General features: G+C 40.7%; 9 protein-coding genes. 3 read left to right on the forward strand and 6 right to left on the reverse strand.

The genetic code is table 11. The features are described 5' to 3' along the window. Positions 1 to 556: 556 nt before the first annotated feature. A complete protein-coding gene (locus tag FA047_RS11235) occupies positions 557 to 2,197 on the forward strand; it encodes a L,D-transpeptidase family protein (protein ID WP_136836172.1) in 1,641 nt (546 codons plus the stop codon). A gap of 143 nt (positions 2,198 to 2,340) precedes the next feature. Then, positions 2,341 to 3,054 (forward strand): DUF4397 domain-containing protein, encoded by a 714-nt coding sequence (locus tag FA047_RS11240; RefSeq protein ID WP_136836173.1) that lies wholly within the window; start codon positions 2,341 to 2,343, stop codon positions 3,052 to 3,054. A 4-nt stretch (positions 3,055 to 3,058) separates the two neighbouring features. On the opposite strand, the gene FA047_RS11245 is transcribed toward FA047_RS11240, so the two are convergent. The 3 genes from FA047_RS11245 to FA047_RS11255 form a co-directional block, all read right to left on the reverse strand. Next, on the reverse strand, positions 3,059 to 5,353 hold the full coding sequence (locus FA047_RS11245) for a DUF7133 domain-containing protein (protein ID WP_136836174.1): 2,295 nt from the start codon (positions 5,351 to 5,353) through the stop codon (positions 3,059 to 3,061). Positions 5,354 to 5,373: 20 nt separating this feature from the next. Then, positions 5,374 to 6,834 (reverse strand): aminoacyl-histidine dipeptidase, encoded by a 1,461-nt coding sequence (locus tag FA047_RS11250; protein WP_136836175.1) that lies wholly within the window; start codon positions 6,832 to 6,834, stop codon positions 5,374 to 5,376. Between the two features lie 88 nt (positions 6,835 to 6,922). After that, complete coding sequence (locus FA047_RS11255) at positions 6,923 to 9,700, reverse strand: outer membrane beta-barrel protein (RefSeq protein WP_136836176.1); 2,778 nt, start codon at positions 9,698 to 9,700, stop codon at positions 6,923 to 6,925. A gap of 393 nt (positions 9,701 to 10,093) precedes the next feature. Here FA047_RS11255 and FA047_RS11260 point away from each other — a divergent pair, with 393 nt between their 5' ends. Beyond that, positions 10,094 to 10,579, forward strand: coding sequence for a peroxiredoxin family protein (locus FA047_RS11260; protein WP_136836177.1), 486 nt, complete (start codon positions 10,094 to 10,096; stop codon positions 10,577 to 10,579). Here the strand turns inward: FA047_RS11260 and FA047_RS11265 are convergent. The 3 genes from FA047_RS11265 to FA047_RS11275 form a co-directional block, all read right to left on the reverse strand. Next, positions 10,569 to 11,357, reverse strand: a complete 789-nt coding sequence (locus FA047_RS11265; RefSeq protein WP_136836178.1) for a DUF3050 domain-containing protein — start codon at positions 11,355 to 11,357, stop codon at positions 10,569 to 10,571. The genes FA047_RS11260 and FA047_RS11265 overlap by 11 nt on opposite strands. A gap of 51 nt (positions 11,358 to 11,408) precedes the next feature. After that, positions 11,409 to 13,073 (reverse strand): FAD-dependent oxidoreductase, encoded by a 1,665-nt coding sequence (locus tag FA047_RS11270; RefSeq protein WP_136836179.1) that lies wholly within the window; start codon positions 13,071 to 13,073, stop codon positions 11,409 to 11,411. Between the two features lie 94 nt (positions 13,074 to 13,167). Next, positions 13,168 to 14,343: an MFS transporter gene (locus FA047_RS11275; RefSeq protein ID WP_136836180.1), complete on the reverse strand. Its 1,176-nt coding sequence runs from the start codon at positions 14,341 to 14,343 to the stop codon at positions 13,168 to 13,170. Between the last annotated feature and the right edge of the window lie 36 nt (positions 14,344 to 14,379).

A 14,379-nucleotide genomic window follows, 5' to 3' on the forward strand; every position in this document is an offset into this window, starting at 1 on the left:
TGAATACCATATACAAAAATGCATATAAAAAAGAAAACGGAGACTTTTCTTCTTTCGATTCAAGTTCTCCGTTTCCAATCATTTACAGCCTTAGCTGCAAATAACTATCAATTGCTTTTGTGCCTTTAACCCTCCGTTGTGTTTTTTAGTTCCTAAGAACTTCAAACCCCGATAAAATTACCTCTTTATAAATTGTTTCGTAAAACCTTTTATATGATCTGTAATGTCTGCTGGACTCAGCCAAACCAATTGCTTTGCAGCGGACTGGTAAGTTTAGATCAATCTATATATTCTCTGTCTCCTTCGAATATTAAGCGTCATGTGCTGTTCCTGAAATTGCCAGAATCTTTCTGCCCGTGAGCTAAGTGTTCTTTTTGGAATTTCTTTCAGACTGTCAAAGTACGTGCTAATTGATAGATCTAATATACAGACCTTTACAATAAAAAGCAAGTTTTATTTCATTAAACTTATACACAAGTTTTTAACAAGTTTTTGCACACTTATTTGTGCTTTATACACACTTTATTCACATATTTACGGTATATCGACCCATTATATGAAGAAATTATCGCACCTGCTCCTGCTGATCTTGTTCCTATCGACAACCGTTTGCCTCCAAAGTTGCCGTCAAAAAGATCAAAAGGAACAGAAGATCAGCAAAGAGGCTATCAAAAAGCGTTCTATAAAAGACTGGAACAAAACTATTCCCGGAAGTTTCAACGATAAACAGGAGCTGTTTTTTGACACACTACAGATCGCTTCGTTTCTGGAGCAGTACCCTCAACTCACTGAATACAAGGGGTCAATAGCCAAATTCTACTCGGGAAGAAATTTTGCCTACGCCTGGTACAGCAAAAGCGGATTGATAGAACAGGCCGGTAACCTTGCCGATAGGGTGAAAAACCTTCCGGAAGAAGGCATTACGAAACCTATTCCCTACATTACTCAGCTGGATTCCATGCTTTACCTGAAATCAGCTAAAAAGCCCGACCTCAACCTGGAGCTGATGCTTACTGCTCAATATTTTGTTTTTGCCAAACTTGCATGGCAAGGTATGGATGCCGCAATCAGTAAAAAAACACAGTGGTTCTTGCCCAGGAAAAAGTTTTCTTACGAAGAATACCTGGACAGCCTGGTAAAAACTCCCGGAAAATTTGCAGGGATTGGCGTCGCCCCGGTCTACAGACAATACGAATTGTTAAAGGGCTTTCTATTGAAATACAAGGCCCTGGAAGAAAAAGAGAAATGGCCAGCCATCATTGCAGACCAGAAATCTTATAAACCCGGAGATTCCTCTCCTGTGATCCCACAGATTAAAACACGATTGTTCAAATTAGAGGATTTCAAAGGTGACACTACAAACATTCTTTATGACGATGAGCTACTCCAAGCAATGAAGCAATTCCAGGAAAGGCATGGCCTGGTAGCTGATGGCGCGATCGGAAAGGGTACGCTAAATGAATTAAATGTACCTCTGAACACCAGGATCAGACAGTTGCTCGTAAATATGGAACGAAGCCGCTGGCTGCCAGTAGAGGTTCACACAGATTACCTCGCAGTCAACATCCCTGAATTCAAACTACATGTATATCATGCCGACAGCCTTTTATGGAGCTGTAATGTGGTGGTAGGCCAGTCTGTTCACAAGACTGTAATTTTTGCAGGGGATATGAAATATGTAGTTTTCAGCCCTTTTTGGAATGTCCCTCCGAGCATCGTTAAAAACGAAGTACTGCCAGACATGCGACGTAATCCAAACTACCTCAGGGATCACCAAATGGAGATTACCGGACGTGAAGGAGGCTTGCCGGTCATCAGACAGAAGCCGGGCCCAAAAAATTCGCTCGGCCAGGTTAAGTTCCTTTTTCCGAACAGCTACAACATTTACCTGCACGACACGCCTTCAAAAACATTATTTAATGAATCATCCAGGGCGTTCAGCCATGGTTGTATACGGGTGGGTGAACCTGCTAAACTTGCAAACTTCCTGCTGAGAAATGCAAAGGGATGGGATGAAGAGAAAATAAAGGAAGCCATGAACTCAGGAAAAGAAAAGTACATCACATTAAAGGAAAAAGTTCCTGTTTTTATCGCCTACTTTACCGCGTTTACAGACAGAAACAACCTGCTGAATTTCAGAAAAGACATATATGACCGTGATAAACCTTTGGCAGACATGCTATTAAAAAAAGATTGATTTTTTTTGAGCTACAGGTGTAGCGATATAAAGAGTCGGATCGTTTAGTTTATTGAGAGCGTTAAATTAGATATGGGGGTTGGGTCTACGGATCCAGCCCCTTTTCTTTTTAAATCACTAACCACAATAGAAACAAAACACATATGACCAACTCACCCGCTAAACCGCTGTTAAAATCACTATTGGCAATAGCCATTATTTTAGGAATGCTCATGGTAGTATTAATATTCGATTCCTGCAAAAAGGATCCTGTTACTACTGTAAATACATCTTATTTGAGTGTAACGAATACTTCGCCGACTTTAAGCACTTTCAATTTTTACCTGAATCAAAGTAAGGCAAATACCGGCGCTTTACCTTTTGGAGGTACAATCCCCTATCTTCAGGTAAATCCTGGTGAATACAATGCAAAACTAACCACAGAAAGTAATACGGAAAGTCTGCTTACCAAAAAGATAGTCCTTGAAAAGGATAAGATTTACTCCTTGTTCGTCATAGACAAGGCCGACAAGTTAGATTATCTGCAAATTACTGATGACATCAAAGTCCCGGGCACAGATAAAGCTCTTATCAGGTTCATCAACCTTTCTCCTGATGCCAGCGCGCTTAATTTAAGCGTAAAAGACGGTGCTGCCATTGCCACCGATAAGGCCTATAAATCTGCAGGGACTTTCTTAGAGGTGGATGCCAAATTATATACTTTTGAGATCAAGGATAAAGCGACAAGTGCAGTGAAAGCCGAGCTTAAAGATATAGATCTTAAAAAAGGCGGCATCTATACGGTGATTGCTAGAGGTCTACTGAACGCTACCGACACTGAAAGGGCTTTTAGCGGACAGGTAATCACCAACAAATAGCGCTTTATTTATTCAGTTCTTCTTCTGTAAATGCTTTTTCGCGGCCTTTGTACTTCGTACGAATGGCGCCAACTTCTTTGACGTCTATCTTGCTGGCATCATTTTGCCATGAGTTGCGGATAAAGTTAAGCACTTGGGCTATATCCTCGTCAGAGATTTCCTCACTATGCCCTATTCCAGGCATATCAGCAGAGATCTCTGGCGATTCATACACATGTCCGTTCACTTTTATAGGCCCTGTTAATCCGAACATCACAATAGAGATCAGTTTGCTTTTATCTCCATTTACCCATTCTGATTTATTCAAAGGTGGCGCCAGTGATTTGATGCCATTGCCATCTGATGCATGACAGGTCTGACAACTGGAAAGGAATAACGCAGCCCCTTTCGGGTATAACTTTGCAATAAGTTCCGGATCTCTGTTCTTTTGTGTGCTTTTGAAGTTATTAATCGCACGTTGCAATTGCTTGTTGATCCGCAGATTACTATCGGGTAGCTCTTTTGCAATCGACTGTTTAAATACCTCTTCCTTGTATGGCAAAGTGCTCACCACAGCATCGATCACAAAATTATCATTAGGATACTTTTTCACCAGGGACACCAGCAAAGCATCACTTAATTTTTCATTGAAGGGCTTGATGTAATTGGCTGCATATGCAATATATGGAGCCGCAAGCTGGTCATCATTTGCGATCAGCTGCTGCAATGCTTCGGCATAGAACTGGTAACTGGAAGTATTGACCACAGACGGCAATACGCTCAACGCCTGCGCCCTGACAATCCAGTTGGCATCTTTCAATAAGGCGAGTACTTCATTGGTCTGCAATGCATTAACACCTTCTAAAGTCCACATCACATGGATCACCTGGAATGGGTTATTGTGGTTTTTTAAGGCTGCTTTTAAATAAGGTATGGCATTTCCATTCTTCTGATCCACCATAACCTGTTGTGTCAGGTCTCTTACAAAACCATTTGCATTGCCCAGCAAGGCCACCTGCTGCTGAGGATCATTAGGAATGGTAATAAGATTAGTTTTCTTGTTTTTAGGAACGATCTTATAGATCCTGCCGCAACCTAAAGGTTCAGAAAGGTTTCTTTTCGCAAATTCATTTCTTAAATAAGGTGTCACATAGGTTTTATGCTGTATGATGCCCCGATACATGTCGACCACATACAAAGCTCCGTCCGGGCCATTATATAAGCTTACAGGCCTGAAACGTTCATCTATACTAGCAAGAAATTCCCTGTTTTGATAAGCCTGCTTGCCTTTTATTTTAAAACCATCTTGCGTCAGGATATCCCTTTTGATCAGGTTACCGGTCGGTTCCGCTACAAAAGCATTCCATTTGTAGGCATCACCAAACAGGTCCCCCCTGTAAATCACCGGCCCGCAGGCTGCCGTAAATTCTTTAAGCCTCAGACTATCGTCCAGCATTCCGGGTACATAGCCTCTGTTGATACCTGTGGTAGGTCTGATCGGATAAACCCGGTTATCAGCCACTGAACGCTCATTATATCCTGCTACACCCCTTAAATTCTTGTTGCCCGAACCAAATCCGGGTGAGAAGAAATCCCCAATCAGGTTGGTCGAATTGTCGTTGTAATATAAACGGCCATAATCATCTTGCGTAATTCCCCATTGTCCACGGAAATGCGTTTGTTCTACAATCCATTTATCGCCTCGTTTTCTGAAACGCTTGCTGTCTTTGGCATTGTAAATCCAGTTGTCAAGCGCCCTCATGAGCCCGTTTGGCTGGTGTTCTACATTCCCCTCGTCGGCAAACTTTGCGTCTACCAGCGTTCTCCCTGCAGGTTTATCGTTCTTTATTTTGTAGTACCATAACCTGGGTGGTTCCGCAACCAGTATCCCATCTTCAATCAGGCATATAGACCTTGGCAGTACCAGCGAGTCTAAAAATACCTTGCGGGTATCTGCAACACCATCATGATTTTTATCCTCAAGGATGACAATCTTACCGTTTGGTTTGTCTTCACCTCTCCCCATAGAATCAGGCATGTAACCGCTCATCTCTACCACCCACATACGACCACTGGCATCAAATGACATGGCAACAGGTGTGCTTACCAATGGCTCAGCAGCTACCAGTTGAATATCAAATCCATCTTCGATCCTCATCTTACTGATGGATTCATGGGCAGCGACTACGGGGGAACTGCTAAAATCAATTCCTTTTGCCATCCCGGTGATGCTGTTGGAATGGACTACGCTCTTATAGCTCTGGCATTGATAGAGAGAAAACAACGCAATTGCAAGAACGATATATTTATATCCTTTCATATTCATTAAGAATCTGTTGATCAGTTAGTTTTTTCAGGAATCTGGCTGAGTACTTTAAGTAAATAGCCCCAGAATTTTTGAACTGAAGGTATCTTTACCTTTTCATCTGGCGAATGTGCTCCATGTATGGTTGGTCCGAAAGAAATCATATCCATACCCGGCAGATGTGCTCCTAAAATACCACATTCTAATCCGGCATGACAAGCATTTACATCTGCATCTTCAGAGAAAGTTTCCTTATATATGCGGGTCATTAGCCTCAATATATCTGAATCGGCATTGGGTTTCCAGCCAGGATAATCACCACTTCTGGAAACATTACATCCCATGACTTCAAATGCAGCGGCCACGGCATAAGCCACGTCGGTTTTACTGCTTTCTACACTGCTGCGCTGTAGGGATTGTGTGATAAAATCGCCGCCTTTCACAATAATCCGTGCAAGATTTGATGATGCTTCTACCAGGTCTTCAATATCCGGACTCATCCTAAAAACACCATTCGGCAATGCGTAGATGGTATGTATGATCTTTACAAAATCGGAATGCTCAACTACTTGCGCAGGAATTTCGGTTCTGTCAGCAGTAATGCTTAGTGAAGGTTCAATTGAATTATATTCTGCTTGAATTACACCAGCGAAGTTTTGTACAAAAGAAAGAAATGCTTCCTGCTGATTATCCGGAACTACCACTACTGCCTTTGATTCTCTTGGTATTGCATTCCTTAAGCTTCCTCCATCTATTGCACTCAACTGCAGATTGATATCTTTTACCGCATTAAACAACAAACGGTTCATCAGTTTATTCGCGTTTGCTCTTCCTTTATGAATATCCATGCCCGAATGCCCTCCTAATAAACCTTTAATGGTCACTTGAAAAGCAGTACCATCTGAAGCGACAGGCACTTGTTTGTAATTGTAAATAGTATTGGTATCTATTCCACCGGCACAGCCAATAGTCAGTTCGTGATCTTCCTCCGTATCAAGATTTAGAAGTATGGTTCCGGACAAGTTAGCCGGATCAAGCTGTTTTGCACCGGTCATTCCTGTCTCTTCATCAATAGTAAATAATGCTTCTATAGCTGGGTGCGGAATATCTGAAGCCGCCAAAATACTCATAATGGTAGCTACACCTATGCCGTTATCAGCTCCCAGGGTCGTACCTCTTGCTTTCACCCAGTCATTATCCACATACATGTCTATCCCATGGGTTTCGAAGTTAAAAGTGCTGTCGCCATTCTTTTGATGCACCATATCCAGATGCGATTGCATAATTACAGTTTTCCTGTTTTCCATTCCGGCTGTTGCAGGCTTTTTGATCACTACATTTCCGATCTGATCTTTTATGGTCTCTAATCCCAGGCTATTGCCGAAATCAACCATAAACTGAATTACTTTCGCTTCTTTTTTTGACGCACGTGGTACCGCATTCAGGCCTGCAAAATTCTGCCAAAGTGCCTTAGGCTCCAAATCTTTAACTTCCATTTATAATCTGTTCATTTGTATTTAAACAAACTTAAATAAAAGTTTTCAAAAACACCTGTAGACGCTGCTATATCCTCTTTTTGTTGCATTAAAAACCGAAGAAACTGCTTTTGCCGCCCACTTTTCCTCCGAAATTCTGAATGTTATAGGTCATAGTCATCAGTCCATATCGCCCCAGGTTATTGGTCTGTGTGTCTCTTATTGAATTCTCAGAAATGTAGACACTGCGCCCAACATTGGAATTAAGAATATCATTCACCGAAAACTTAAGCTGTAAGCGATCGTTCTTTAGGAACAGAAAGTACACACCTGCATTCCACATCTGCAAACGGTTGTTGAAACCAGCTACTTTTTGATTGTTGAACTGTATATTATAATTACTTTCCCACACCACTCCTTTTGGAAACCTGACTACGAGTTCTGAAGAACTGGTCTGAGAGGTTGTTTTCAAATCGGTATAAAAGGCGTCATCGTACATACTTTTGCTCATTACTACAGAATAGCGCTGGCTAAATTCAAATTTGTCATTCAGGTTGAGCCTTACATTTGCCCTTGGTCCTACAGAAAAATTATAGGTGTTACTTTTGATTTCATTAACGATTACCAGACTTTTGCGATAACTGGTACCAAAACCTACACCAACATTAATCTGTCTTTTTTCATTCTTATAATCCTTACTTAAATTTCCAAACATGGAAAGTGACCATATACCATTTACATTCACCGGCTTGCTGGTCTGCACCCCTACAGGACTCACCTGCCTGGACATTACAGTAGAATTATCACGCATAATTCCATTTACACTAAAATTGTAATTCATTGCCTGCTTTACGTCATACTTAAACGTACTCACATAAAGGTTATGAGATTTTTCGGGTTGCAGCGAAGTGTTCCCTTGCTGAATGAATAGCGGATCTGTATTGTTTGCTACAGGCTGTATAGAGTTTACGCTTGGTTCTGAAAATGAAGGGGTATATTGCATGGACAGAATCTTGTACCTTACAGACAGTTGCGGAGCGAAAAAAGTATAATTCTGATTGAAATTCTCGTATTTGATAAACCTGTTTCTCAGCGTTATTGTATTCAATACAACGCCCGGATTAATATCCAGGTCTTTATTCAGTCTCAACTTTAGCGAGGATGTCAGGTTATTTTTAACCCCAGTTTGCCTTACCGTCTCTGAAAGCGAGGGCACTGCTACATCAAATGACTGATTCAGTGGATTTTTATAAAAGGTAGCCAGAGCATTTTCATTCTCAAGATAATTAGATCGCGCTACAAATGACAAGGACAGCACTTTATTGATCGGTTCACTATAATTCGCGGAAAGTGATATTCCAAAATTCCGGACTTCATTTCCCCTCAACTGATCAACTTTTCTACTTGTACCGTCGTCGTAAAAATTGACTACTGAAGTGTTAAAATTGTCATTTCCATTGTCTCTTTTACTGATATTTAAAGTTGAATTAAATGACCTTCCTCTCTTTTTAAAACTCTTGTAAAGGTTAGCAGAGACAGAGTAATCTGTGTTACTCCCATTGGAAAGGGTATTATTTTCAGCATCATTGATCTTGTTATCACTGCCACGATAGCTATTCTTGAGATCTAAACCATTACCTTTTTTTGTACCCAAGGTTATTGAGGGGCTGATAAACATGCTGGTAAGGCTATCTATTTTAAAGTCTATTTTTCCGCTAATGGTATGGATATAATTCCTATTATCCTGGATTGAACTATTTCTGGTAATCAAACTTCCCTGACCTAGTTTCTGATCTTCATTGGTTTCTCTTGTGATTAAATCGCTGGTCTGCCCGTAAAAATACCTGGCATTTATTTTAACACCTTTTTTTGTAACTGTATTAAAATTGGCACCGCCTCCTGCTGAGGTCTGTACTCCAGAGCCAAGTCCACCGAACGAAACATTATCCAGACTAAAGCCTCCGCTGGAACTTACCATTATAGAACTAGAACCACCTCTGGAAAAGCCTCCTATCCTTTGTATATCAGACATACTAAATCCAGGTTTGTTTATATTATTTCCATAACCCAAAACACTGACCTGCGCTGTGTCTCTAAAAATATTGAGAATTCCCCCTGTTTCAAACAGTTCTCCTGAACCACCTCCTCCATACAATTTACCAAACATCCCTTGTTTAATCGCTCTTTTCAGTTTCAGGTTAATGACCTGAGGAACATCGGCCGCAACCAGATCCGGATCGGCACGCTTAGCTTCCTGATCATCCATGACCTGTACTTTGTCAATAATATTAGCAGGCAGGTTCTTTGTCGCGATTTGCTGGTCCCCTCCAAAAAACTCTTTTCCATCTACCAGGATCTTACTTACAGATTTCCCATTTACCCGAATGTTTCCATCGTCATCGAGACTCACACCGGGTAATTTTTTCAACAGGTCTTCTACCACTGCACTCGGCAAGGTTTTAAAAGACTCTGCATTAAATTCTATGGTGTCTTTGCGAACGATGATAGGTGGCCGTTCTCCCTTTATTACAATTTCCTGTAAGTTATTTGTCTTCTCAGACAAGATCAATTTTCCCAAATCGGCTTTAGGAGATGAGGCTTCCAGCATGATTTCCTTACGCAGGATATGATATTGCCATGCATTAATGACCAATCTATATTTTATACCAGTCTGCAGACCATTGATCACAAATACACCTTTATCATCTGAAAGTTTATAAGTAGTAAGTACGGTATCTCCTACTTTAAACACCGATATCGTCGCATAATCGAGGGTAACTTTGTGATTGGCACTGTCGACAAGCGAACCTGTGAGGACACCATTCTTTTGCGCGAACAGCACGCAGGAAAGCAAAAGAAAAAATAATAAGAGCGTTATTTTTTTCATGATTTATATTTGGCTAGAATAATCTACTAAAAACTTAGTTAAAGATAAATATAAAATTATAACATGCAAAAAAATCTGCAGTATTTCCTGAAAGAGATTATTATATCCACCAGATCCGGGCTCTTTTCACTATGCTTTTGGCATGTGCTCGTATCTTCTAAACCACTCTTCAAGCCCTTCTTAGGGGTTGGTCAAGGGTTGCATGGGCTACAGCTTGTGAAAAGCTTGTGTAGGAGTTTTATCCCAATTGCGTTGCCATTGTGACCCTACTCATGCAAACCGAACACGCATAATAGGGATACCGAATGCAGAATTTCATTCTATCAATTATATTAAAATGACACAACTAAACTGAAAGAAGCTGATATTAGCGGTGTTTAATATTTTATACTTATGAAACTATTCCTTGCAGCCCTTTTCATTGCTGGTTTTTCATCATTTGCCTACAGTCAGGAGCTCACTCCCGGAACTGAAATGCCAAAGGCAGTTTTTTATAAAAAAGCTGGTGGAACATTTTCAACGGATCAGATCGCAAAAGGAAAAAAAACTTTGTTGATGTTCTTTGATGCTACTTGCGGCCATTGCCAGAAAACAGCTGCCGCAATGTCTAAAAGAAACAAAGAGTTCACTGATATCAACCTGGTTTTGGTGACGCAGGACGAGCAGCGTTCTATTGATTACTTCATGACGAATTATGGAAAATCTTTGCTGAGCATGAAGAATGTGACTATTTTACAAGATAAAGATCACGTGTTTATACCCCTATTCCACCCCAAACAATACCCGTCATTGTATTTATTCGGACCTGATAAAAAACTGATCTATTATTCAAGTAATGATAACGATGTACCTAAATTCTTTAAACTGATCAAGCTTTAACCAGTTGATTCGTTATTATTTTTTGATAAGCCCCGTCCCAAAGTTCTATACGCTTCTTTAACGATGCTACGGTAGCTTGTTCTGCAGCTTTCCAATGTAGCTCATTCTCACCATAAAGCTCTGCAGTCATTGCTAGTGCGAGGTGACTGTGATGATCTCCATCCACCTCTATGTGCCTGTCCAGGTAATATTTAAATAGTGATATCTGATTCGGGAATTTCTGGTTTAAATCATTGACAATGGTCAGGAACATATTTGGAATCAGGTCTTCCCTTCCAAATGTAAATGTGCTGGCCTGAAGATGAGCCTCATTACTATAAATGGTTTCAAAAGTAAAATTCACAAAACTTTGTGCGGCAGCAGGAGTCCCGGCAACACGATAAGCACTGTCAAAATCATTTGACTCCTTTAATGCTGCTATAAAACTATAGATTTCAGTGGTATCTGCCCCACATTGTTCCATCGCTTCCAGGTACATTTCAAAATGACTTTTCTTGATACCATTGGCATCAATATCTGATTCTTCCCCCGCTACGATCTCGTTGATCAAAGACCTTGTATTTCCTGAGCCTACGGGAAACCACGGTAATGTAGTGCAGGTAAGGTTAATTTGAAGGGATTTTAGGAGCGACATGAAGTCCCATACCGCATAAACATGGTGTTCCATGAATATTCTAAGGTCCCCAAGATCGTTAATTACTGAATAAACTTTATGATTGATAATTTCCTGCCTAAGGGGCTCTATTGCAATTTGAATGCTCTCCAGCGCTGCCTTCATTTGATCATTTTTATGAGCGGCAAAGATAATTGTTTCTAATTTAAATTTTGCCTATTTATGATTTACCAGCTGTTGTTTTTGTCTCAGCAACAATTTTTCAAGCTCAGCATAGGGTACATTTTGAACATCAATATGATGATCTATTGCCAGCGAGGCAGCCGTAGCCGCTGATTCTCCCAAAATCATAAATACTGGTTCCATACGTACCGAACCATAGGCAATGTGCGATATGGAAAGACATACAGGCACGAGCAAATTCGTGCATTCCTTACGTTTAGGTATAATGGCATCGTAAGATATGCCATAGGGAATGGGTGCTTTTACGCCTATATCGCCTTCATTCTGTACAAAACCATCTTCTGTTACATAACGCTGGGTATTATGTGAATCCAATGCGTAGGATCCCATTCCAATTGGACGTCGAACCTCCCTTTTACCCAGAACCTCATTTTCAGACATTACATAATCACTGACCATTCTCCTTGCTTCGCGAACATAAATCTGGTGTGGCCAGTTGCCATTATCTTTAAATTCATCTCTGGCCAGTCCCCAATTATTTATCTTCTTCTGCAGTTCATTCGGTATTCTAGGATCATTTGCGATAAAGTACATCAGTCCTTTTTGATAATCTTCATGCTGTTTGATGATTTCCTTTCTTTTCTCATAGCTGGCTTCAGGATACTCATAGTTCATTCCTATATAATCAGTACTGAATGGCCCATGGTTATTGGTGTCCGTCTTACGATTCGGAATAGGATCAAACTTATCGAACAACTCCCTCCAGCCGCTATTAAAAATACGTACCAACAGTTCATAATTCTCAGGATTGTAGTTGTCGGGCTTTGGAAAAACAACACGATTATCAGGATTATCTGATAAGCACATCCTGAAACAATAAGCTTGTACTTTATCATCTCCATCTCCTTTTTTGCCAGGATAAGCAGATGAAATACCCTTCAATAAACCGCTACTCTTATTCCCGGGAATGACATAAGGATCAATTTTAGTCGCAAAATGGTGTCTGTGCTGGAAAACATCAGTCTGTATTCCATTCCAGATCTCATCATACAGCGCCGTTGGTTCCCTACCTACATGATAACTCACTTTAGCTGCCGCCATAAGATCACCTTCATAGGTTGCATCAATAAAGACTTTTCCCGTAAATAATTTTCCACTCAAAGTGCGTATAGAAGTGATCTTTCCAGACTTCATTTTTACACCCTTTGCCCTATCCAGCCATTCATTATGGTAAACTATGATATTGTATTCATGGATAAAGTCATTCATGATTTTTTCAGCTACATGAGGTTCGAAGATCCACATCGTGCGATCTTTACCGTCTATAGCTGGTGTACCCTGTCCTTTATTCCCATAGTCAACCTTTTTCTGCCATTTCCATGAAGTGTCCTGCTCATAATGAAGGAATACCCGATGATAAAATTCTCTGGCAAGACCACCTATTACTCCTTTATCCCCAGTGTCGGTAAACCCTAGTCCACCTGCCGACAATCCACCCAAATGAATATCTGGAGAAACCATTATTACTTTCTTACCCATCTTTGAAGCTTGTACAGCAGCAATCACAGCAGCGGACGTGCCGCCATAAATGATAATATCTGCCTCATACTTATTTACCAAAGGCTCAGCCTCAGTTCTGCCAGGAAGGAAGATCAATAAAAGTAAAAGTATTGTGTAGTTAAGTCCGGATACCTTCATTTTATCTGCTAGTTTTTTTGAAGATACACATGATAACTGTTTTTATCAACGGTTACCGGTTACAGACCTTTTATTATTGATAAGGATTAGATGTTTAATTCTTCAAAACGTAACTCAACTGAGCATTTCTCTTATTTTTTGAGATCAGCATCCACGCAAAAGCTGCACCTGTTAATGCCATTGCAGACCCGACCCAGACAGGTGAAGTATAATCGTAACCCGCTGCCAAAGGCAATCCTCCTAAAAATGCACCCAATGCATTTCCAATGTTAAAACTCGCCTGGCTTACTGATGCTGCAAGCATTTCTGACCCCTTTGCTGTATTGATCATTAGCATCTGTATAGGAGCCGCCAACGCAAATGCAACGGCTCCGGTAATGAAAGTCATCACTAAAGAGACAATTTGATTACCAGAAACGTAGTGAACGACAAACAAAGTTATCGCCATGATCACCAACAATGATACTGAAGCCTTGGCAGGAGAAAATTTATCCGCTAATCTTCCACCTATGAAATTTCCGACCAACATACCCAATCCAGCCAATACCAAAATATAAGTAATGCTGTCTGGAGAGAAACCGGAAACATCAGTTAGCAATGGAGCAATATAACTGTACCATGAAAATAATCCACCTGTCCCAATTGCTATCATTAAAATAATCAGCCAGGCCTCCGGTAGTTTAAAAAAGCTAAGCTCCTCTTTTAAGTTCCTGTTTTTAGTAGCTGGTAATGAAGGCATCCAGGCTTTTAGACTTAACAAAGTAACTAATCCCACAATGACAATGATTACAAATGTATAGCGCCATGAATAGTTGTGACCAATAAAAGTCCCCAGTGGCACCCCAATCACATTAGCAATGGTAAGTCCGGCAAACATCAATGAAACGGCTTGTGCTTCCTTTCCTTTGTCGGCAATACGACTGGCCACAACTGAACCAACCCCAAAAAAGGCGCCGTGAGGTAATCCGGCAAGTAAACGCGCGACAAACATCGTGGTATAATCAGGAGCAAATGCAGATAGTGCATTGAAACCTGTAAACATCATCATCAATACAATCAGGATTTTTTTTGGAGGATAGCTTCCTGCAATTGCAACAAGCAATGGTGCGCCAATCACTACACCGAGCGCATAGGCGGAAATCAGGTGACCCGCTTGCGGGATAGTGATTGATAAATCTTTTGCTATATCCGGAAGCAGACCCATCATCACAAATTCTGTAATTCCGATCCCTAGTCCCCCAAGCGTTAATGTAAGCAGGCTCTTTTTCATAAAAAACAACTATAGTTAGTGTAAAAATTACACACT

The organism is Pedobacter frigoris (assembly GCF_005116445.1).
Lineage (GTDB): Bacteria > Bacteroidota > Bacteroidia > Sphingobacteriales > Sphingobacteriaceae > Pedobacter > Pedobacter frigoris.

Coding starts and splice junctions, on each gene's coding strand:
- FA047_RS11255 (WP_136836176.1), bottom strand. CDS start 9,700: ATGAAAAAAATAACGCTCTTATTATTTTTTCTTTTGCTTTCCTGCGTG.
- FA047_RS11265 (WP_136836178.1), bottom strand. CDS start 11,357: ATGAAGGCAGCGCTGGAGAGCATTCAAATTGCAATAGAGCCCCTTAGG.
- FA047_RS11240 (WP_136836173.1), top strand. CDS start 2,341: ATGACCAACTCACCCGCTAAACCGCTGTTAAAATCACTATTGGCAATA.
- FA047_RS11250 (WP_136836175.1), bottom strand. CDS start 6,834: ATGGAAGTTAAAGATTTGGAGCCTAAGGCACTTTGGCAGAATTTTGCA.
- FA047_RS11270 (WP_136836179.1), bottom strand. CDS start 13,073: ATGAAGGTATCCGGACTTAACTACACAATACTTTTACTTTTATTGATC.
- FA047_RS11275 (WP_136836180.1), bottom strand. CDS start 14,343: ATGAAAAAGAGCCTGCTTACATTAACGCTTGGGGGACTAGGGATCGGA.
- FA047_RS11235 (WP_136836172.1), top strand. CDS start 557: ATGAAGAAATTATCGCACCTGCTCCTGCTGATCTTGTTCCTATCGACA.
- FA047_RS11260 (WP_136836177.1), top strand. CDS start 10,094: ATGAAACTATTCCTTGCAGCCCTTTTCATTGCTGGTTTTTCATCATTT.
- FA047_RS11245 (WP_136836174.1), bottom strand. CDS start 5,353: ATGAAAGGATATAAATATATCGTTCTTGCAATTGCGTTGTTTTCTCTC.